At 69.0% G+C, this 22,050-nt stretch carries 16 protein-coding genes; all 16 read right to left on the reverse strand.

Annotation, left to right across the window (positions count from 1 at the left end; all coding sequences use genetic code 11):
* Positions 1–104: 104 nt before the first annotated feature.
* Entirely contained in the window at positions 105–2,030 is a 1,926-nt protein-coding gene (locus QZX93_RS14605) for a DUF4157 domain-containing protein (protein WP_295386940.1), read from the reverse strand.
* A 62-nt stretch (positions 2,031–2,092) separates the two neighbouring features.
* Complete coding sequence (locus QZX93_RS14610; RefSeq protein WP_295386943.1) at positions 2,093–4,369, reverse strand: DUF4157 domain-containing protein; 2,277 nt, start codon at positions 4,367–4,369, stop codon at positions 2,093–2,095.
* A gap of 24 nt (positions 4,370–4,393) precedes the next feature.
* Complete coding sequence (locus QZX93_RS14615; RefSeq protein ID WP_295386946.1) at positions 4,394–5,299, reverse strand: DUF6734 family protein; 906 nt, start codon at positions 5,297–5,299, stop codon at positions 4,394–4,396.
* Positions 5,300–5,307: 8 nt separating this feature from the next.
* Positions 5,308–7,863 carry a DUF6519 domain-containing protein gene (locus QZX93_RS14620; RefSeq protein WP_295386949.1) on the reverse strand — a complete coding sequence of 852 codons (2,556 nt, stop codon included), beginning with the start codon at positions 7,861–7,863 and terminating at the stop codon, positions 5,308–5,310.
* A 12-nt stretch (positions 7,864–7,875) separates the two neighbouring features.
* On the reverse strand, positions 7,876–10,275 hold the full coding sequence (locus QZX93_RS14625) for a hypothetical protein (protein WP_295386952.1): 2,400 nt from the start codon (positions 10,273–10,275) through the stop codon (positions 7,876–7,878).
* Positions 10,268–12,661, reverse strand: a complete 2,394-nt coding sequence (locus QZX93_RS14630; RefSeq protein ID WP_295386955.1) for a baseplate J/gp47 family protein — start codon at positions 12,659–12,661, stop codon at positions 10,268–10,270. Before QZX93_RS14630 ends, QZX93_RS14625 begins: the two co-directional genes overlap by 8 nt.
* On the reverse strand, positions 12,658–15,003 hold the full coding sequence (locus QZX93_RS14635) for a hypothetical protein (protein WP_295386958.1): 2,346 nt from the start codon (positions 15,001–15,003) through the stop codon (positions 12,658–12,660). Before QZX93_RS14635 ends, QZX93_RS14630 begins: the two co-directional genes overlap by 4 nt.
* The gene (locus QZX93_RS14640) at positions 15,004–15,399 is read right to left on the reverse strand and encodes a GPW/gp25 family protein (RefSeq protein ID WP_295386961.1); all 396 of its coding nucleotides are present in this window, start codon (positions 15,397–15,399) and stop codon (positions 15,004–15,006) included.
* Positions 15,396–15,725 carry a hypothetical protein gene (locus QZX93_RS14645; RefSeq protein ID WP_295386964.1) on the reverse strand — a complete coding sequence of 110 codons (330 nt, stop codon included), beginning with the start codon at positions 15,723–15,725 and terminating at the stop codon, positions 15,396–15,398. Before QZX93_RS14645 ends, QZX93_RS14640 begins: the two co-directional genes overlap by 4 nt.
* A 9-nt stretch (positions 15,726–15,734) precedes the next feature.
* Positions 15,735–16,247, reverse strand: coding sequence for a phage baseplate assembly protein V (locus QZX93_RS14650; RefSeq protein WP_295386967.1), 513 nt, complete (start codon positions 16,245–16,247; stop codon positions 15,735–15,737).
* Positions 16,244–17,374 carry a contractile injection system protein, VgrG/Pvc8 family gene (locus QZX93_RS14655; protein ID WP_295386970.1) on the reverse strand — a complete coding sequence of 377 codons (1,131 nt, stop codon included), beginning with the start codon at positions 17,372–17,374 and terminating at the stop codon, positions 16,244–16,246. Before QZX93_RS14655 ends, QZX93_RS14650 begins: the two co-directional genes overlap by 4 nt.
* 3 nt (positions 17,375–17,377) lie before the next feature.
* On the reverse strand, positions 17,378–17,653 hold the full coding sequence (locus QZX93_RS14660) for a hypothetical protein (protein ID WP_295386973.1): 276 nt from the start codon (positions 17,651–17,653) through the stop codon (positions 17,378–17,380).
* Positions 17,654–17,780: 127 nt separating this feature from the next.
* Entirely contained in the window at positions 17,781–18,497 is a 717-nt protein-coding gene (locus QZX93_RS14665) for a hypothetical protein (protein ID WP_295386975.1), read from the reverse strand.
* A gap of 9 nt (positions 18,498–18,506) precedes the next feature.
* Entirely contained in the window at positions 18,507–18,746 is a 240-nt protein-coding gene (locus tag QZX93_RS14670; protein WP_295386978.1) for a hypothetical protein, read from the reverse strand.
* The gene (locus QZX93_RS14675; RefSeq protein ID WP_295386981.1) at positions 18,743–20,785 is read right to left on the reverse strand and encodes an AAA family ATPase; all 2,043 of its coding nucleotides are present in this window, start codon (positions 20,783–20,785) and stop codon (positions 18,743–18,745) included. Before QZX93_RS14675 ends, QZX93_RS14670 begins: the two co-directional genes overlap by 4 nt.
* A complete protein-coding gene (locus QZX93_RS14680) occupies positions 20,782–22,044 on the reverse strand; it encodes a Pvc16 family protein (RefSeq protein WP_295386984.1) in 1,263 nt (420 codons plus the stop codon). Before QZX93_RS14680 ends, QZX93_RS14675 begins: the two co-directional genes overlap by 4 nt.
* Positions 22,045–22,050: the final 6 nt, after the last annotated feature.

Consider the following 22,050-nt stretch of genomic DNA (forward strand, 5'->3'; position numbering starts at 1 on the left):
AGCAGGATGCGGTGGCGCAAAGGCTGCCTAATCTACACCATCGGCCCCGCCTGCGGCGACGGGTCGTGCGCGGCGGTGTCCTAATGGATCTTCCGCTGGTTCGCTCAGGGCGTGCCGGTCTTCCCCGGCGACTTGTCCGGTGTCGGCGGCTTCTCCGGTACCTGCGGCAGGCGCGGCAGGCTCCAGAAACCGAGCAGGAAACGGCCGCCTTCGGACGCCTCATAGGTCTTGGTCGAGGCCTGGCGGACGAACTGTTGCGTGGCCGGATCGTAGCGTCGGTTGGTCATTCCGGTCTTGTCCTCGCCTTTGTGCGAGGCGCCTTTCCCGCCATCCGCCGTTATCCAGTTCTCAGTGCCGTCGGCGTTCTCCGTGACCGGTTCGAGCAGTACGGCGATGTGTTGGAAGGTCGCCTTACTGATGTCCTTCTGTGGTTCACCTTTAACCATCGGGTAGCTCACCATCACCAGGATGTCGCCCGGCTCGGGGCGTTGTTTGTGCTCCGCGGGGATCCACGCGTTCTGACCGTCGAGTTGCTTGAAGCGCGCCGCCTTGGTCTTGTCGAGCACGTCGAGCGGTCCCCATTTTTTCAGGTCGACGCCGGCCGCCTTGGCTACCGCCGGCGGGACCGTCACACAGGTCGTGAACCAGGGAATACTGATCCCCAGGGTTTCAAGGCTCTTCTTGGTCTTTTCGGAGCCCAGGTAACGCCACGCCATCTCGGACGCCCCGCCGGAGACGTTCTGTTCTTCCGCGCCTGGGGTCGGGGTGGCGTCGAGCCCGGCGAGCAGTTCGGTGCCCGCCGCCAGCACCTTGGCGGCGTCGGCCTTGCCCGGCTTCTTCGACCTCAGGGTGGCGGTGGCCGCGTCCATCTTCATTTGAATGGCAGCGCGCATGGACCGGGTTGCCTTCATCGCGGTATTGAGTGCCTCCACCCGTTGTTGCGCGGGGTCTCCGGAATACAGTGAGTCGGCCTGCTTCTTGGCCTCAGAGCCCGCACGCGCGTGCCAGTCCGCACCGAGCAGGGATTGGGCCTTGGCGACGGCCAGGTTCCGGATCCGCTGATCCCGATCCTTCAGCGTCTGCAGCTGCTTCAGGACGGCTTGCTGGACCTGCTCGATCTCGGCCGCGCTCATGGGCGTGGTGGGCTCGGCGGTCTCGGCGATGAGCTTGGCCTCCCACAGATCGATGGGGAGTTCCTGCGCCGTCCATTGCATGGGGACCGTCTCGGCGCTGGGCGGCGGGTCCGCCGGTTTGGGATCGGCCTCGGGTTTGGCAACCGGGTCCTTGGTGACCGGTTCAGGTGCAGGGGCTGGGGCCGGACCGGCCGGCGCACGCCACAGGGTTGTTGGCACCGCCGCCTGGGACCGACCCTGGATGACATGGGTGAGTTCATGCGCCAGGAGTCGCTGCCCGTCGCGGCTTCCCGGGTCGTATTGACCGGCGCCGAACACGATGTCACGGCCAACCGTGTAGGCCCGGGCCGCGACCGCCTGTGCCGACTGCGCCGCCGGCGTCCCGGTATGGATGCGGACCTGGCTGAAATCGCCAGCCGGGTTTGCCCCAGTGGGTTGCGTGACCTGCTGTAAGCGCGTCTCCATCAGGCGCTGCGGGGCCGGTTCCAAGGGCTGCCCCGGCATGCGCAGGACGTCCTGAACCAGTGATGGTACCGGTTGCCCGCCCCTGTCCCCCGTTGCCGGGGCGATCGGCAGCGGTTGGGGTTGCCGCCGGGTCCCGTCACCCAACGGGATGGCCGGCTGGCGCGCTGGCGCGCCGCCTGCGCCGACGCGCCCCACCAAGTCGGCGATTCGGTCGGCCGCCCGTTCAAGAGGGTCCGCGGGCTGGCCGATCCGCAGCGTCGCGCCGGGCTCGGGAGCGTTGCCGGTCCGCTCGCCGTCGGCGTGTCGCCGCTGTGTGCGCAGGAGTGCCTGGTTCCCGGTCGGGCGTGGCCGGGTCTGCGTCGGCGTCGTCTGCTCGGGGGCCTTCAGGGCGATGCCGGTGAGCGGTGCCGATTTGCTGGTCGTCGAGCCCATGGGGATATCTCCTCTGCCTGGCAGATTCATGACCCGGGCGCGGCCCGCGCCATGACCGCGTGCTAGAACGAATAGCCGCCGGTAAAGAGGACGGCGGTCGGGACCATGGTCTTGACCGTCGGGCCCATCGCATCCAGGCGCGGCTCGGGAATGCCGCCCCCGCCGTTCGCCGGCTGGGGTCCCGCGCCCGTCATAACCTTGACACCGGCGAAGGCGGGACCGACGTTGCCTCTGGCCTGCAGGCCCCACAGCAGGGGTGAATTGGGATTCCACCAATCCAGTCGGCTCATGGAGCCGGCGAGATCGAACTTGAAGGCCGGGAGCTGGCCCGGTGCCGCGCCCCCCATATAGGTGTAGGCCACACCGACCGAGACATCGGACACGCTGAAACTGGTCTTGGCATCACCCGTCTTGCCGACGACGAAGGAGACGGCGGCGCTGGCGTCGATGGTCCTCTTATCGCCGGCCTTGAATTGGGTGCTGACAAACGGTGTCGTCTTCAGGCCCCAGCCGCCGGCCGCGGCCCCGGTGTCGTCTTTGGGCGCCAGGATGAAGGCATCCTTCCAGTCGATGAAGGTGGCGGTGAAACCGATCTTTTTCACCGGGGAGCTGTCCTTCTGATCGGCGGTATAGCCATAACCGCCGCGGGCGAACCAGGCCGTGAGTTCCTTGCCCGTGTCACCCCCATACTGGGCGCCGGCCTCCAGTTCGGCGAGGTGCCCGCCGCCCCCGAAGATGGTCCCGGCCTTAAACTTGTAGCCGGGTTGGACGGTTGCGCTAGGCTTGAGCGGATCGGTCGAGTCGTAGCTAAACCAGGCGCTCCCCTGCCAGCCGCGATACTTGGCCGGGTCCCCAATATCGGACACCGACGCATCCCCGGGCTTGATCAGCTTGGGCAGATTGACTGTCAGCCCGTATTTCTGCTCGCGGACCTTGCCGTCGACGTCCTGGTTGCGCTCGAACGTGACCCCGGACGGGGCCCCGCCGCCCGCAAAGGGGGCGGCGGAGAAGGCCGGATGGGTGGCCAGTTGCAGCGGACCCACGTCGAAGAAGGTCGGGGCCTTCAGTTGTTCTTTGAAGATCGCACCCAGCAGCGACTTGACCATCAGGGTCTGCTGCGTCCACGGGTCGCCCTCCAGCTTGGACGGGTCATCGTTCTTGTTCTTGGCCGCCTGAACGATGGAAAAGACGCCCTGCACCAGCGTGGCCAGTGCCACGACGCTTGCCGTGTGCGTCTTCAGGCGCGACAGGAAGAGGTCGGAGGCGAGATAGTCATCGAAACGCAGTCCGACGATCCGGCTGATCAGGTCCATTACCGAGTCCTTGGCCGGCGTCAGCCCGGTCAGCGCATCCGCATAGCTGCCCGTGGCCTTGAGGAAATCGCTGAAATCCTTTGGTTTGTCGCCCCCCGCCAGCGCCGCGGGGGCCAGGCCGACCGCCATGGTCCAGGCATAGAGCACGGCGCCCTCGCTCCCGTTGAGGGCCAGCAGCTTGCGGTCGCCTGGGGTCAATTGTTTCAGGACCAGGTCCTTGAACACGTCCACGAGCAGCGGATACATCGCGAGATCCTTCCAGGTCCATTGGGCGGGCACGCTGTCTGTCTTGGTCGGTTTGTCCGTGGGCTGGGGGGCGGGTGTGGCGGTCGGACCGGCGGCGGGCGCCGCCGGTTGGCGAAACAGCGTCGTCGGTGCCGCGGCCTGGGGCCGGCCCTGGGTGACGTGGGTCAACTCATGCGCCAGCAACCGCTGCCCGTCGCGGGTACCAGGGTCGTATTGTCCGGCACTGAAGACGATGTCCCGCCCGACGGTATAGGCCCGGGCCGCGACCGCCTGTGCCGACTCCGCCGCCCGTGCTCCGGTATGGATGCGGACCTGGTGGAAATCGCAATCGTGGCCGGTCGGATCGGTCTGGGTGACCTGCCGAAAGCCAGCCTCCATCCGCTGGCGCGTCGCCGCTTCTAAGGGTTGACCGGGGGAGCGCAGAACCTCGTGGACCTGGGCGGGCACCGCTTGCCCGGTCGCCCAGCCCGGTCCCTGGGAGCGCGGCAGCGGCTCGACTCGGCGGGTGCCGCCATGGGGGATGACCGGCCCCGGCGCCATGCCGACGGGGGCGCCCAGGACCCGTTCGGCGATCCGCTCGGCCTGCTGTTCAAAGCGGTCGCCGGGCTGGCCGAGCCGCAGGGTCGCGGCGCCGCGCTCACCATCGGCGGGCTGACGCTGCGCGCGCAAGAGTGCCCGGTTTCCCTTCGGGTGGAGCCGGGTCTTGGCCGGTGTCGACGGCACCGGGGCCTTCAGGGCGAGGCCCGGAACCGGCGCGGATTTGGTGGTAGTCGAGCCCATCGAACGACTCCTGTTGTACCGGTGTTAAGCGGCTGGCGGGACCGGGCCATCCGTCACCTCCAGGCAGCGCCGATACGCCTGCGGATAATGCTTGCACACATGGCGCTCCAGCCGCTGGAGGGTGTCCGCATGACGCTTGGCACCGGCGATCAGGTGGGTGAAGCCCGCCTGTTCGGCATCCCGCAGGGCGGCCTGTTGGGACGGAAATAGATAGTCGATCGCGACCCCGGCGAGTTCCGAGCCCGGGCGGTCGCGATAGAACTCGACGCAGGCCGCCAGAAAATACTGCTCGATCAGGACGAAATGGGCATCCTTATGCTCCAGTGCCGGCCACAGCGGTCGGTTGCTGGGATGGCGGATGATGTCCAGGGCCTGCCGGGCATAATGGGTGATGAAATCCACCCGGGTACCGCCCAAGATGCCGCAGTTCTCCGCCCGCAGGACGCCCTGGGGGTGGACGTAGTGGGTCAGCTCCTCCGGGAGCCAGCCACCGCGGCTCCCCACCCAGTGCTCAAACCATTCGGGGCGATAGAAGGACCGCCCAGAGGTGTGCCATTCCGGGTTTTGGGCAAAGAGCGCGGCCTGCTCCAAGCGCTCGGGCAGCGGCTTCCAGAGGTAGACATCGCTGTCGATATGCACGAAGGGCGTGGTCTGCTGCGCATAGGCGCAGAGCTTACCCATCGCCCACCAGTCCGATTGCTGCTCCGTCAGGTCGTCCAGGTCCACCCGGACCTCGGCAAACCGCAGGCCCAATTGGTCGACCAACCAGGCGGCGCCAGGGGTGTCGGTGATTAGGCAGGTGTCGGGATAATGGCGGCGCGCGGTCTCCCACGACAGGATCCAGGACAGGGCGTGATGGCGTTCGCAGAGCCAGCCGGGATGGCTGCTCGCGCGCAGCGGTTGGGTCCATAATGACCAGACGGCTTTCATGGCGGCGCCTAAAGCAGGTTGCTGCCGATGCCTGAGAACCAGGGATCGTATTCATAATAATAGGCCGGTTCATAGCCGAACCGGTCGTGTCCCGGCAGCAACCAGAACCAGGTGTCGAACGCCGTGTCATCGAACCCATGGCCGGCAGGGTTCGGTGCCTGGGGCTTGAGTAAGGCGCGCTTGAGCGCCAGGCGGGTGAGGATACGGGGCGGCGCCAGCGGGATCAGGGGCGTTGACCCCTGCGGATAGACCAGTTCCAGATGCTCATACTGCGCCGAGTAGCGCGAGGCGATGCCGATCCGGGTGCCCTCCGCGAAGCGGGCCGGCAGGTTCGCAAGGGCGGTGGAGGGCACGGTCTGGCGGATGTCAGTGCCGTCGCTGAACCCGAAGAGATAGCTGACGACGAGCTGTTGGCGGGTCCCTACCATCACCTGCTTGACCGCGAGTGCCATGTGAGAAAGCGTGCGCGCGGGATTCGGATTTAATACGCTGCCGGACATATAGCTTTGCGGGGTGCCATAATAGACGGTGATTTGCCCGTGCAGGAGGTCGTAGGTCGGCGCGATGAAATAGTAATCGGCGTCGGAGTTGTAGTTGAAGACGACGCCGATATCGCTGAAATCGCCGCGCAGGTGCGGACGCATCGAGGCCCGGAGCGTCATCAGACCCGCGGCGATGGGTTTTCGGTGCAACGCGCTCGTGCGGCCCACGCCCTGGTACTGGTCGAGCTGGATGACCACGCCATCGCCGTTGACGCGCCAGTCGCCGTTGCCGGATTGATCGGGGAAGGTATCGAAGGAGCTATTGAAGGTCTCGGTGTCGACGTTGCGGAAGCTGCGGGTCACCAGGTGCTTGAAGGCGATCAGGGTCTCGGTGACCGGTTGCCAGGTGGGATCGCCTTGCGCATTGGTGCCGACGGTGGCCGCCATCACCACCGGCTGATACCCCACCAGCATCGTCGCGCGCAGGTCGGTGCGCGGGACCTCGTAGCTCAGGTTGCCGGAGTATAGGAGATCGGAGATCTCGCGCTCCTCGAACAGGGCCCGCGCCAGTACCGGCACCTCGGCGGTGACGAACAATGCGGCGTCGTTGACGCTGGCCGCCACGACCGGTTGCGGCAGCGCGAGGCGCAGTCCCCGCGCCAGGGTCGTGATGGACAGACTGTCGCCGGCGTGCAACGGCTGCTCGGTCCCCGCATCGTCTTTGTAGTAGACGGACGGGTCGTGCCGCGTGTGGGCCGTGAGGGCGACCAGGTTCTCAAACGGCAGTCGGCAGTCCGCGAGTTTGGTCCAGTCCGTGCCCGCCTTGCCGAGGATCGCCAGCGGGCAGGCCCACTGACGGGGACCGTCGGGCGGCTGAGGCTCACTCAGCAGGCGCTGCGGATACACGGCATTTGGGGTCAGCGGACGGGCCGCAACACACCAGAAATCGCCGATGTGCAGGGCGGTGCCGCCGGCCGCGCTGAGGGTGACGGCCAGCCCGGTACCGGCCAATTCGACGGGATCGTCGAGTTTGAACGCTAACTCGGCCTCCCACAGGCGCAGGAACAGTGGGGCGCTGCCGGGGGTCGCGGCATAGTCGTCCGGCAGGCCACTGGGCAGGGCGACCCGTTGGCTCTCGGGTTGGTAGGGGGCCTCCAGGGTGGCCACCACGCCGCACAGCCCCGCCGCCACGGCGCCTTCGCCCAGGTCGGCCGCGGCGCGCAGCACTTGTACCGCCTGCCCCGTCCGCGGGGTCTGATCGGTACCGAGCGGCCGCGCAGTCAGCCGCAGGGTGCTCGGGTCCGGTGTGGTACACGGAAAGATGGTGGCGGCGTTATTGAAGCCCCACAGCAGCCGACCCTGCCCGGTGGCCGAATCGAATGCCGTGATCTGCACCCGGATCAACTGGTTGTCCGCGCCCAGATAACCGGACTGCGCGGGCGGGTCGCAGGGCGAGTCGGCGGGCGCGGTGCTCAACACCGTGACTTTGAGCCGCGACGCGGAGCACAGCTCGCCGGTGGCCGGATCGCAACTGAGCCCCTGGCCCTTCCAGAAGCTGTCTATGTCGGCGACGGCATTGGCACAGTGTGCGCTCTTGGTCGGTGCCAGGATCACGCGCTGCAGGAGCCGGGTACGGGCGGCCGTGTCGGGGCCGCCCAGTGCCACCTCGCGCAGCGCCGGGTCCTCGACCGCCGTGACCTCCTGCTCGCGACACAGCAGCAGGACGGCGGCGTTGCCGGTCCAGGCGGCGGGGTCGGCCCAGTGCGGGTCGGTGGACCAATCCAACCAGTCGGGCTGGCTCAGGTAGGCGATGGGCTGCCCGAGGCACAGCCGCCAGCCGCCCAGGTACAGGGTGCCGGGGCCGATGCCGAAATCGGCGCCGCCGGCGAGCACCACCGCGTAGCCGTCGTCCGGCGTGCCGCAGGTGCCGACCACATCGAGCGTCTGTCGACGTAGCGCTTCGCTGCCCAGGCGCTGGGCCTCGTTGACATCCGCCTCGAGCGTGACGCGGCCCTGCTGACTGACCACCTCGCGATACTGCCGTGCGGGATTGTAAGAGATTCTTGCGCGATCGGAGCCCATGCTGAAATCCTCTTAGGTCATATAGATCAGGACCGGCGTCAGGCCGATCGGCATGAATTCGCCAAGCTTGATCCGCAGTGCGCGTTCTTTGATGGGATTGCCCTCGCGGGCGAAGGCGCCCATCTCGGCGCCGTTGCGGGCCCCGGCCAGCAGGGTCGCGCCCGGCGCCCCGGCGAGGATTTCGCGGTCGGCCCAGGGGCCGAGTTGGGCATAGTCGGGATCGCCGAAGCGCCGACTCGCGAAGATGGCGCAGGGTTCACGGATGGCGACGCTCTCGTAGGGCTGGTGCAGCGGGCTACCCTCGCTGTAGGCGCAGCAGCGGACACAGCCGGATTGCGTATCGGCGGCGCGGGCGAAGCCGGCCAGCACCGATTCGCTGGCGTCGATGCGGTGGGCATAGAGCGCGCCCAGGCAGGTGCTGCGCTGGAGACTGACCTCAACCTCCCGGCTGGCCACGCTCGCCGGGGCGAGCTCCGGGAGATAGGCGGTCTCCAGCAGCAGCCGGTTGATCCGCACCAGGTCCGCACCCGCCGTGACCGCCAAGGCGTCGTGGAGCAGGCCGGGCGGCAGGGCGACCGCGGCGAACCGAGCGGGCTCATAGAGCGGTCCGCCGCCGACCAGTGCGTTAAGGGTCGCGAGTATCAATGCCGACAGGGCCGCCGTGGGCGGCGCGGCCGGGTCATAAGCGGCGAGCGCGGCGGCCAGGGCGCCTTGGCGAATGAAGGCCGTCAACGGGTCCTGCGCACTCTGCCACCGGGCCGCCAGTCGCCAGGGGTCGAGGAGGTCCGCGGCCGCGAAGGGTCCGGTTCCGCTGGTCCGTACCCCCTGCGCAATCGAATCCACCAGGTCCAGCCGGGCGAGTGTCCCGGTGCCGCGGGTGCGGATGGGGCCGACGATGGAGCGCTCGACGGTCAGCTTGGCGACCGTGCCCTCGATCCACAGCGTGGTGGGGCGCAGCGTGCGCCCGTCGACGGTGAGCGGCAAGGCCCCGACGGCATCGGCCTCCTCGCCCGGGTCCAGCGTGCTGCAAAACAGGGTGACCTGCTCGAACTCGCCGCACAGCACCAGATCGGCCCCGCTCACCAGGAGTCCCTCCAAGGTCAGCCGGGACTTGGGGCCGACGCCGGTGAGCCGCCACGCCGTGCCGGCCAGCCGCACCACTGGGCGTTCGTTGTCCGCGCCGCGGATCAGCAGGTCCGCAATGCCGTCGCGGTCGGCGACCGCGTCATAGGTGAGTGAATCGGCGATGGCGAGGGTGCCGGTCGCGCCCAACGCGGCGAGTGCGCCGACCAGGGCATCCCCCCCGCCCGCGATCGCCAGTGCGAGGGGCTGCGGTTGGGCCGGCAGCGGGTCGCCGAGCACTCGGCGATCATAGGGGCCGGCACCGAGCTCAGACGAAAATCCGTAGTGGTATGCGGTCTGGACCGCGACCCCGGCCGGCGGCGGGGCGGCCAGGCGGAACCGGCCCTGCGCCGGCTCGATCTGCACCGCGGCGGCGTCCAGCACCTCGCTGTCGGACCCGGCAAGGCGCAGGACCGCGAGCGAGTCGGGGTAGAGGTGGGCCGCCTCGCGCCGCCAGAGGGTGGCGTCGAGCGGGCCGGGCAGCATCCAGGCGTCGGGGGTGACCCAGGTGTCGCCGTACTGGGCCTGATCGCGCACGTTGCGGGCGAACAAGGGCGTCTCGCGGCCGGTCGGATCGAAGGTGTAGCGCTGCGGACACAGTGCGTATGGTACCGGGGTCGAGGCCCGGCAGCCGTAGCTCTTCAGGCGCCAGAGGAACACCGCGAGCTTCGGAATGTTGTACCAGCCCTGGTGGGCGCGGCCGCGGCGGCAATCGGCGGTATGGAGAAACTCATCGAAGGCGCCGTGCGTAGCGGCCGCCGCCGCGGCGTCGCGCAGATCGGCGAAGCCCCCCGCCGGGGTGAGACTCCTGGCGCCGATGAGGCCGGCGATCAGGGCCTGCTCGCGGTCCTCCCCCAGGGGTGGGTCGAACTGGTGGCGGGTGCGCGCGAGCCGTCGGAAGCATTCGACCACCCGGGCGTTCCAGCCCGCGATGTCGGCGGCCAGCTCCTCCAGGAGGGCGACGGTCCCTTTGCGCCGTCGGTAATAGATCGTATTGGCGACATCCAGCCGCTGTCCCCGGGCACCCAGGCCGTCGACCAGATTGGTGGCGAGCAGTTCACCCAGATAGGGGATCAGCCAGTCGTCGCAGGTCTCGATGGATTGATCCTCGAGGCTGCGGTCGATGCCGCGACGCACCACGGCAATCTGCGCACCCAGACGCCCCACCAGTTCGCGCAAGGGCCCGGGGGTCCCGTCATCGTCCGGGTCGGCGGCACGGTAGACGGCCGGCAGGAGGCCCCATAAGCGCTCAGTGTAATAGGCGGCATAGCGATCACGGTCTTCAAGCATGGTCTTGAACCTCCGCCGCGATGGCGATGCCGCCCTCCGGTACCAGCAGGAATTCGCCCGCGGCGACGCCGATGCGCGGCGCGTCCTGCGGTGTCAGTAGCGACAGCCCGGTCGCCGGGTCGGGGCGGTTCAAGGTGGTGCATAGGTCTGTCACGGCGACGACCCCCGCCACCCCCAGGCAGCACTGGGCGATCCGGCTGAAGTAGAGACCCTCGCCGATGCGTACTCGCCGCGCGCCAAACGGTCCCTGATCGGGGTCGGTGAGTGCCGTGGACACCAGGGCCGCGACCTGCTCAGGCCGACGCCCCGCCGCGACCCACAGCATGAGACTGAGCGTCGCGGCGACGGGTGTAGCCGCCACCACGCTGACCGGCCGGTTGGGATCGCCGGCTGCCCCCAGGGCCCGGCGTGCCGATTGCACCGCGGCGGCCGTGTCGCCGACATAGAGCGAGACCGTGGCGCGGTTCTCCGCCGCATTCCAGTCGTAGACCGCCTTCACCCTGGCGACCCCGGGTGCCTGGGCGGCGATGGCCTCATAGTCGTCGCCGGCTATGGCGCGTCCAAAGGTGAGGACCGACCGGGGCGCGTAGCGGCGGATCCGATCCGGTGTGTCGGGATCGGCGCCGCCGCCCGCGGCGGTGGGTTGGCGCAGCCGGGCGAGGCCCGGCGGCGGTCGGGCGACCACGGTCAGGGTCCCGGCGGCGGGGGCCGCGGCGCCGCTGCCGTAGCGGTAATCGGCGCTCAGGTTGTCGTGGCCGGTGGGCAGACGGGCACCGTTTACGCCGTCCCCGAACAGGACATGGGTGCGCGCCTGCGCGTCCTCGCGGGTGACGAAGACCCGCGCGTCCGGGGGTTGCGCGTAGAAGCTCGGCACCTCGGTCCAGGCGAGGCCGTCCACATAAATCTTTAGAGTACTGCGGTAGCCGTCGCCGACCGGCAGGTAGGTCAAGGGTGACTTGGCGAGCACAAACTCCTGGAAGATGGCCAGCGCGTTGCCGCTGCCCAGGGCCTCGGCGTGGACGCCCTTGCCGCGGGTGAGTGGCACGACGTTGTGCAGCACCCGCAGCGGCAGGGTGAGCGGTGGCGGCGGGCTGGCGAAGGACAGGACCTCCAGGCGTGTCGGCTGGTCCGCAGACACGTAGACCCGCGCCTTCACGCCCTGGCCGGTCGCGTCCTCGATGAGGACGGTCTGTTCGTTGCCGACCCGGAACGCCTGGCCGTCGGCGGCGACCAGGGTCGTCGGCGTGCCGTCCCAGCACTCGCTCGGTGCATCGCGCAGGACCCCGGCGGGCCGCCAGTCGAGGAGCACCCTGACCCGCTCCCGGATGGCATCCCAGGCGTCCGCGGCGGCGATGGCGGGTAGATAACTGAGTTGTGAGTGCGGTATCGGGATGGGCAGGGCCGGCTTGTCCAACAGCGGTGAAGCGGTCACGATGGTGTACCAGAACACCTCGCTGTTGCCGGTGGCGACCAGCAGTCGCGGCGCCAGGCCGGTGTCGAGTGGCGCCTTGAGCACCATGGGGTCGCCGGCCTGGGTCGCACGCTCCAGCCCCTCGAGCGCCAAGGCATCGCTGACCAGATTGACGGTGGTCGGGTATTTCCAGAGGCCGAGCGAGCGGCGGCTGCGCAGTAGCCGGTAGTCCCGCGGGTCCTGCATCGTCAGTGCAGACAAATCCGCCCCGCTCGGGCTCACGACGGTGATGGCCGTATAGGCGCGGCCAGTCGGATCGCGGCCGAGGCGGGTGGCGTCGACCGTGAGCAGGGTGCCGGCCGTCGGGGTCGCCCCGGCGGGCAGGAGGATCAAGTGCTCGTCGATGGCCAGGTCGGTGATGGACCCTTGCAGGTAGAGCTGGTCGTAGGATCCGATCAGACGCCGGGGCGGCGCGGCGTCGACCGCGTCGGGCTGCATCAGGGTGAGCGTGGTGTCCGTCTCGAAGGTCTGCGATGCCTGTCCCGGGGGCGGTTTGCTGTCGAGCGCGAAGCCGGCCGGCAACACCGTTTGGGCGCCCTTCAGGAGGGCGGCGACCGCGGCGGTCGCGCCCAGGCCCGGGCGCGGTCGGTAGCCGAGGATGCGCACCAGCCGCTGCACGCTCTCCTCCAGTTGTGCGGTGCCGAGCAGGGTCTCGTTGCGGCTGTGCTCGGTGTAGAAGGTGAGCACGTCGGCGATATAGGCCCACCATTCCAGGGTCTGTAACAGCAGATCGCCCTGGCTGTTGGGGCGCCAGGATGCCAGCGCCCGTTCCCCGTCCAGGGGGGTGAGCAGGGCGCGGCGGAACGACAGGAAATCGCCGACACGGTAGCTCAGGTGGGCGAGCCCCGCCGGATTGACGGGGGTCTGCGGGCCGAGGGCCGTCTGACACGGACAGGGCGGGGCGGTTTCGCTCATTTTCCACCTTCCACTTGCAGTCGGTAGGAGCCCCGCTCCGGGCGGCTCAAATTATTGTCCAACCGGAAGATCTCCCCGGGCGCGAGCAGACTGCGCGGGGGCAGGTCGGCGAAGGTGTTGAGGTATCCGCGCCGCCGGTACAGGATCGAATGCACGCCGGCCACCCCCGATACGCCCTGGATGGCGGCCTCCAGCCGACTGCGCTCGAAGGCTGTCCCCAGGGTGAAGTTGTCGACATGGAAGAACCCCAGACTGCCATCGGGATAGCGGACCGGGTCCAGGGCGCGGCGCAGCCCGGCCTGGACATCGCCCCGGTAGGCGGTGGGCAAGGCGCACACCGTGATGCTCAGGTCGAATGAGACATAACGCGCGGCCGGCACATAGCATTCGTAGCCGGCCAGGCGGTGGCGGTTGAGCAGTTGCAGCAGTTCGACCTGCCGGTCGCGGTCCAGGTCGGCGCTGTTCTTGGGATCGGCGGTCGCGAACAGGGTCGGCCAACTGCCGGTCCAGCGGAAGCGGGCGCCGAGGCCCTGCACCCAGTCCAAACGGGTCGCGGCGGCGCTATAGTCCTCCGGTCGCACCGCCCGGTAGGTCATGTTGCGGAAGGCGAACGGGGCGCGCCGACGGACCTGCTCCACTGACTCGGCGGCGGCACCGCCGGTGGCCGGGAAGGGATTGGTCACACGCAGTACCGCGGAGCCCCAGCTCGGGTCCACGCCGGTGATGGTGTCCGCGGCGACGTTGCCCACCGCCCCGCGCCCGACCCGGTAGTGGACCTCGAAGCAGTCCCCGTCGTCGGGCAGGGCGCCGAAATCGCCGTTGCCGAAGCGGATCGTGGTGCCCTCTGCGCCATCGTACTCGTAGGAGGTGCCGGCCGCGGTGCGCAGCACCGGCCGCCAGGCCGCGGGCTCCAGGGTGAACTTTTGCTCGAAGGCATCGGCCTCGAGCAGGCGCTTCACCCAGTGCCATTCCAGCGGCGGGTCGTTGGTCTGGCGCAGTACGAGCTCAGGCTCAGGGTCGGCGCTCCTGGCCTGCCCGAGATAGGCCAGGGGGTGGCCACGCAACGGATAGAGCGCCTGCCAGCGCGGCACCGCGGCGGTGCTGTTGGGGCCTTGGCGCTCGATCGCCAGCGTCAGGTCCGGCTGATCCGGCGGCGCGCGGTGGATGGCGAACCGCTCTATCTGGCGGCGGCCCTGGGTGGCCGGCACCAGATTGCCCCGTACCAGGGTCCGGGTCAGGTCGTGGAATTGGGTGAGCGCCTCCTGCGGGCGCCAGGTAATCCGGGTGAGCGGCTCGCCATAGAGCGGATCGGTCAGCTCCGCGACCATGACCAGGGTGATCTTTACGCACAGCGGCGGCTCGGCGGGGCTGGCCGCGGCCGTTTCGATCAAGAGCGGCAGGCCAGGGAGCAAATCCAGACCCTGCCGGCGCAGGTCGAGTGAGGTCGCACCTGGGTTCAGGCAGCGCTCGCCGTCATCCCACCAATAGGGTTTCATGGCGTTCCAGGCGTCAGCGACCGGATACTTCGTCGTGTCGCGCAGGCCGGTGCCGGTTTCAAAGGGTACCACGGAGCCGTCGGGGGCCAGCGCGGTGACCAGGATGCCGGCCGGCAGTTCGGTGGTGCCGGCCGCAACCTCGCAGCGCAGCAGGGCGCCGGCACTGGTCTGTGGGCGCGGCTCGTATTCGACCAGTCGCGCGAGACGCACCAGCGAGCGCAGCTCGGTCGCTGTCTCCAGGGTAGCCTCCCGGTGGACGCGGTCCTGCAGATAGCTCAGGTCGTCGCCGATCGCGCTCAGGGCCTCCAGCAACACCATCCCGAGATCGGCCTCGGCGCGCTCCCGCCACTCGGGGAAGCGTTGGGCGGAAAACTCCGACAGCGCCAATCGGAACGAGTCGTAGTCCTTGGCGAGATAGTCGATCGGCGGATAGCTGCCGGTGGGGGCGGGGCAGTCGTCGGGCGGCTGTTGGCAATCGACCTGCGACGGGCAGAAGGCATAGAAGGAGAACCGGACCTGCCGGAAATAGTCATCCAGGCGGTTGCCGCCGTCGAGGTTGAGTGTATAGGTTGAAAAATCGCCGCGGCCGGCGACCCGCAGGGCGAGGATGGGACGCCCCTCGGCGTCGCTGGACCAGTCCCCGGCCGTCAGCGGCGCGACCGCTACGCTCGGCAGGCGGTCGCCGCCGACGATGCTGGCCTTGAGCCCGGCCTCGGCGACCGGTACCGTATTGATGAAATGGACATAGAGACGCTCCGGCTCGGCCTCGCGCACCTCGACATAGTCGATGCCGTTGCGCGTGGCGCAATTGAGCAGGTCCAGCAGGCGGTTGCGGGGCGGTTCCACTCAACGTACCTCCAGGCTGAGGCTCGCCGCGGTCTGGGTCTCGATCAGGGTGTATTCCACCGTGATCGCCAGTGCGCCGTCGCCATAGAGCGGCGCGTCGGCAACCCGCACGGCGGTCACACGGATATGGCCGGCGAGGAATTTTTCCAGCGACCGACGCACCATGAGTTCGGTGGTCGTCGCCAGTCCTGCGGTCTTGGCCGCAAACAGCAGTTGCCGCAGGCCGCAGCCGAATTCCGGCAGAGCGACCCGCTCCCCGGGCGAGGTGAGCAGCACCTGCCGGATCATTTGGGCGACATGGGTGGGATAGGACACCCGCTCTGCCTGTCGATGCAGCGCACCCAGGCGCAGGGGGAAGCCGTAATCGAAGCGGAGCGGGCCGAGTTCCTGGTTCATTGCGCGCTGGCCTTGGTTTGAGTACACAGGATCATGACTTGGCCTTGTGGGGCCTGGTCGGCCGCCTGGCACAGGCCGATGCTGTCGGTCGTAAGGCACCGGTCGCCGGCCGCGCAGGTGCGTCCGGCCGGGGCTTGCCAGGCCACGCTGACACAGGGATGCGGGCTGCCTGAGAGATTGAAGGGACAGCCGGCGATCATGAACCGATCCGTGGGGCGCAGGACGAAGCCCCCGCCGGCGCGCACCCGGGCGTTGCCGCAGACGCTGCTCACGCTGCCCCCGTGGGGGCACATGAGCGCGTCGGCGGTGGTCAGTAACCTGCCCATCCCCGGCCCCTATTGGACTTCCAGCGCGCCGTCGTTGATCGAAACCGTCCCCGCGGCGATCGTGATCTTCTGGCCGCCGCGCTCCAGGACGATGCCGTCCGCGCGCAACGTCACGGTGTTTTCATGGCCGTCACGCAGCACCACCTGGGCCTGGTCGTCGTCGATCGTCCATTGGAAACCGCCCGGGGTGACCAGGCATTTCACGGTCGCCTTGGCCGCGGGTGGAAGCTCCCCGGCACGCCAGTAGCAACCGCTCCAGATGGGATAGGACGGGTCCCCACCCTCGAATTCGATCCAGACCCCGGCGCCAGCCTCGGGCAGGAAGGCCATTCCAACCTGGGGGCCGGCATAGGGGACGCAGGCCATGGCCCAGCCGCATTCCTGATCGCCCAGGACCGCCGGAACCATGGCCTTCAGACGCCAGGTGTCGGCCTGCACCTGGGTGACGGTCCCGCGGTACTTGCCATAGAAGCGGCTACGTACCCGGTCGGCCAGGTCGAACAGCAACTGTTCTTCGTTCATGACAAACCGCCCCCCGGCGGCCCGCCGGTCACCGCGGCGGGGGCCGGGCCGACCGCGTTGCGGACCAGGACGAACTTCATCTTGTGCGATTGGTCATCGAGCCGATGGTGGACGCTCCAGACCAGGTAGTTGCCCGAGTGTACGCTGCCCACCCCGGCCAGGCCGACCGTACCGCCGACCCGCAGGACCCCGTGCAGGGCCGCCGCATCGACCTCGCCGGTAAGCCGCACGAACCAGCCCGCTTCGCGCAGGAGCGCCGCGGCCCGCGCCCGCAGTGCCTCGTCATCGTCGGCCGGGCTGGTCAGGATGGTCGTCATGGTCTGGCCCGCGAAGGTTGCCAGGGCGCGCGCATCCATGGGCGCCAGACCGCTCTCCTGCGTGTCGCCGCTGGCGGTCGAGTCCTCGGTCAACCGGGCCTGGCGTGCAATCGCCTTGGCCGGTCGGGCGATGTCCCATTCGATATCCAGCGCGCCGATGTTGGGTGCCGCGAGATCGTTGGGTTTCAAAACGAACGCGGGTTCGGCGGCGAGCAGCGGCGCGGCGAAGATACCGAGCCGCTGCTGCGGCGCGGCACCGCCGGCCACCCGGCACAGCCGGCCGGTGCGGCGCGCCAGACGGCGTAAGAATTGCCAATCGCTGTCGCGCTGCATCAGGGTGTGGCCATCCTCGGTGTGGGCCGGCGAGTCGTCGGTGAGATTGTCGGGCCCCGGCGTCATGCCGTACTCCCCGAAGACGGTATTGGCGACGGCCCCGTCGGTGACCTCGGCCCATTCGCGGGTCTTTTCCTCCAGGCTCATCGGCCAACTGGCGTCCTGGGCCTGGACTTCGAGGTGCGAGGCGGTGACGCCGGTCTCCAGGTGTAGTTTGTGCGAGAGGATGTAGCCGTCGAAGATGCATTGCGGTGCCGTGTCCGCGACCGTCGCAACCACCGCGATGGTCGCCATGGGTTGCAGCCCTGGGTCGTTGATGGCGGTCAACTCGCCGTCGGCGCTCCGGGCCAGCCCCAGGCGCAGGTGCAGCACCCCGGGCAGATCGGCGTGTTCCTCGATCTCCAGGTTGGTGATCAGGTCATAAAAGGCCGCGTCCACCGGGGTACCCTGGAGCCAGAGTTCGAAGCTGCTCGTCAAGGCTCAACCCCCGGTTGCCGGGACCGCGATCAGGTCGCGGGCGGCGAGCGCGCCCGGGCAGACGGTCGCGTTGGCATCGCATAGCCGCCAGAACCCGGTCGGGTCCTTCAGATAATGGGCCGCGATGTGGTCCAACCGCTGGCCGTCCAGGCGGCGGTGGTAGCCCGCGAGCGGCGGTTCTGCCCGCACCGCAAAACGTACCACCCGCACGGTGCGGCCATCGGGGGTCGTGACCGCGTCGATGGGGACCTGCCAATAACGGCTGCGGGGCGTAAACATGGTGTCCTCCTAGCAGCCTGTCGGACTTGATGGCGTAACCGATTGATTAAACAGGAAAACGACTTTTTGGCGCAAAAGAGGAAACTCTTTGCATTCAATCGGTTGCATCACTAAGTCCGACAGCCTGCTAGAGCGGTAACATACCGATGATCGACTCGGCCGAGTTGGCCAGGTTGGCGATGGCCAGGGCCTCGCGCAGCCCCTGCGAATAGACGTAGGCCCCGCGGGCGATGTCGGCCAGGGGGCCCGCGACGTATTGCAGCTCCTTGGGCGTCAGGACTGCGAGGCCGACGCGTGCCTCGGCGTGGGTCGGGTTCAGCAGGGTGGCGTCGTAGCGGGTCTCGGTAATCGAGAGGCTGGTCACCTTGACCGGCAGGACGCGTCCCGGTCCCCAGACGAACAGGACCGTCGGCAATTGGGCGGCCGGCACCGGGCGCGCGCTCCCCGCCGTGCCGTCGGCACCGGCGGAGACGCCCCCGGCACCGACCGAGACCGAGACTGCACCCAGCAGCGTATCGGCGCTGCTGCCGGTGGGATGCATCAGCATCTCCAGCGCGGCCAGCCTGGTGTAGACCCCGGAGACGGTGGCGAGACCCTCGGCCACTGGACTGCCGTCGGCGATCATGTCTGCGGCGTCCACGTGCAGCGTAAAATCGAATTTCTCGCCGGGCAGGCCGCTGACCGCCAGCGGGTTGTCGTTGCCGCCTTGGGACGGCGCCGCCGCGGGCGACCAGGCATGCACGATGCTCTCCGGATTGAACTGAAAGAGGATCGCGTTCGGCAGGGGGATCAGGAAGGTCTCCATGAACTGAACGAAGGCGCCGCGCAGGAATTTTCCGGCCATGCTGGACTCCTAGAGCAGTTCGCGTTGCAGTGCCCGGGCCACCGTCCGGGCCAGCGCGGGTAGCGCCAGGTCGCCGGTCGCCGCGGCGGTCACCTGGAGGTTGACGCGCGACACCCCCGGGGCGCCCACCGGCCAATCCCGTCCCAGCTCGATGGCGATGCGCTGCGCCAACTCCCGCGCCTGTTCGGCGGTGAGTTCGCGGCCGTCGATCACCAGACGCCCGATATGGATGCCGGTTGCCTGTGTCATTCGAACCCCCGCAAGGTTTGGCCCTTCTTGGCGAGCTCCCGGCGCACCGCCGTGAGTATCTGTTTCATGCCGATCTTCTCACCCTGGGCGCGGGCCAGGAAGGCAGCGTTCAGGGCCGCCAGATTGATCTCGGCCCCGGTGAGGTTGAGGCGCTCGGTCAGTGCCTCCCACTCGATGCCGTCCAGCCAGCGTTGGCCGGAGGCGCGGTCGGCGTCGAAGGCGGCCCGCCACAGGGTGGCCCGCTCCGGCGGTCCCGGCGGCAGGAAATCGACGATCGCCCGGATACGGCGCAGGAAGGCCGGGTCCAGGTCATTCTTGCGGTTGCTGGCCAGAATGGCGACGCCCTGGAAGCGTTCGAGGCGTTGCAGCAGGTAGTCGATCTCGAGATTGGCATAGCGGTCATGGGCGTCCTTGGAGCTGAAGCGCTGGCCGAACAGGCCCTCGCACTCGTCGATCAGCAGCAGGAAATTGGCCCGGTCGCATTCGTCGAAGATGAGCTTGAGGCGCTTTTCGGTCTCGCCGATGTATTTGTTCACCACATTGGCGGGATCGAGTCGGTAGAGTTCGAGTCCGAGCGCGCGCGCCAGGACCTGTGCCGCCATGGTCTTGCCGGTCCCGCTGGGGCCAGCGAACAGCGCGACGATGCCGCGCCCGTTGGGACAGAGCCGGTCGAAACCCCATTCCTCGTACACTTCCCAGCGGTGCCGGATCTGTTGTTCCAGGTCCTCGAGCTGGCGTTGCACACCCTCGGGCAAGATCAAGTCCGCCTTGCTGAAGGGCAGGGGCAGGCGGGCCAGCAGGCCGGCGCTCTGGGTGGGCCGTCGACAGGCCTGGGCGATGGCCGTCGCGCCCGCCCCGGCGACCCGGCGGATGGCGACCAACTCCGCCGGGGTGAGCAGCCATTCGCGGACCTGCGGCGGCGGCGCGCCGGCGCCGAGCGCCTCCCACAGCGCGAGCCGTGCGGCCAGGTCCAGCGACGGCAGTTCGTAGCTGCGCCACGCCACCTGGTCGCGCACGGCCTCCTGCGACGGTCCCGAGCGGCCGACCACCAAGTGCTGGTTCAGGGGCCGCAGGCGATCCAATGCGCCCGGATGCGTATCGCCCTCGTCGTGCCAATAGATCGCAGCGTCGCGCAGCCGGGCGGCCCGCGCCGCCGCCAGGACGCGCGCGGCGACCGCCGCCTCCGGGACCTCGGCCAACAGTTCGGCCGCGCCCACGATCAGCAGGGGTTGCCGCCGCGCGGCGGCAAATTGGGCTGCCAGGGTGCGGCGGCCGCTGCCCGGGGGGGCGGCGAGTTCGATCTCGATCGTCGCCGCGCCGGCCGCCTGGAGCGTGGTGGCGAATTCGCGCATCGACTGGAGCGTTTGCGGATAGAGCACCGGCCATTGGGGGCCATCCGGCTCGATCAGTTCAGCGCCCGGCGGCAGGTCGGCGGTGCCGCCATGGGCGAGCCAGTTCGCGATGCCGGGGTCCGCGCCCCAGCCGTTGAGCAGTTCGGAGCCGGCGTGGGCGCTGGGCAGCGCGACCAGCAGCCCCCAGCGGGCGAGCCGGTTGCCCCAGCCCAGGGACGCCGGTGCGGCGCCGGGTCCGTGCAAGGCCGCCGCGAGCCAGGGCGTGGCGTAATCCATTTCCGGTTGGTCGTGCAGATAGGCATAGACCCGCCCGAGTTGGGGTTCCAGGGCCAGGGCGAGCGCGGTGGCCAATAGCTGCCGCTCGGCCTCGCTCAACTCCAGGCGCTGGCCGAGCCGTTGCCAGTCGCCGGCGGCCGCCAGTGCCCTCGCTGCGGTGGCGAGTGCCTCGCCCAGGCGACAGGCTTGCGGATCATCCTCGTAGAAGGCGGCCTCGGCCGCCGCCAGGGCCGCCGGGTCGGTCAGGATGCGATCGACCTCCTCGTGCTGGATGGCAGCCGGATGGGCGTCTGGGGGTTCGGCCGCCCAGAGTCGGCGCATCCACAGGACCCTACGCATCGCACGCAGGCGCAGCGAGGACACCAGCGGGTGCTCGGCGACCATCGGGAACTGGGTCGCTGGTGCGTTCATAGCAGGGTGACGGTCCCGACGGGCGGCCCCTCAATGCCCTTGACGCGCAGGCGCACGGTATAGATACCGGCAGGCAGGGCGGCGGGCGGGCGCCAATCGATCCCGGTCCCACCGCCGGTGACGGCGAATTCACCTGGGTCGGGCGGGTTGCCGGGGGCGGCGGCGTGCAGTGCGACGGTGTCCAGCAGCAGTTCAGTCGTGCCGACGACGAAGCCGGCCCCGCTGAATGAAAAGAGGCCAGCGGTGGGCTGCCAGGGCAGGGGGACCGGGGCCACCGCCGAACAGATTGTGATCGGCACGGCATTGGAGCGGTAATCGGCGCTATCGCCGGCGGCCAGTGCGCTGCCCACCCGCAGCAGGTAGACGCCCGGCGGGGGGCTGGCCGCGGGTGGGACACCGACGGCGACGGGCAGTTGGACGGTCAGCCGCGCCGCGGTGTTCAGTGCGTCCGGCGCCATCCAGGCCGTGACCTCGCGCTCGGTCCCATCCGGCTCGACCAGGTAAAGGCGCTGGGTCGCCGGCTGTCCGAGCTGGCTGCCGAAGAGTGCGAATGAGCCGCCGGGCGCGGCGATGGCCGGGGCCAGGTCGACGGCGATGGGGTCGCCGGGTTGGGCCGACAGCGGCTTGAAATCGGCCCGTGCCGCCGTGCCGCTGAGGGCGCCGGCGGCCGCGAAGGGCAGGGCCGTCGGCGCGACGTTCAGTCCCAGCTGGTGGGGCGGGCTGGCCGGCGCGGGTGGGCTGGACTTGGGGGTCATGAAGACCACGCCGACCCGGTACACGGCGGAGAGGCGGTAGGGGGTCGAGAACGATTGCCAGCGCCGGATGGCGTCGTCGGACTTCTCCGCTTCCAGGCTGATGGTAAAGCGCAAGCCGGTGACCGGATCGACATAGGTCGCACGTTCGTGCAGGGCCTTGATGGCGATGCTCATCGCCTGCTGCTCCTGCTCCGGGTGATCCTTGGCGTAGGCCGACACCAGAAAATAGAGCGCGAGGCCGAGCGGCTGATAGGTATTGGACGCCGCCGCCCCATTGCCGGGGAGGTTGCGGGTCTGCGGCTCGGGGTTGAGGTGGAACAGGTAGACCGTCAACTGACAGTTGCCCTGATTCCTGACGCCTTCGGGCATGGTGCCGGACAGCGCGATGGCGAATTTGTCGATACTGCCGCCGTTGCCCGTCCACAACGGCGAACTGTCGATGGCGGCCTGGAGCAGGTCGATCAGGCGGTCGGTGATGGCGGACAGGTCCAGGGTGCCGATCATGATGCC

Source organism: uncultured Thiodictyon sp. (genome assembly GCF_903946935.1).
Taxonomy (GTDB): Bacteria; Pseudomonadota; Gammaproteobacteria; order Chromatiales; family Chromatiaceae; genus Thiodictyon.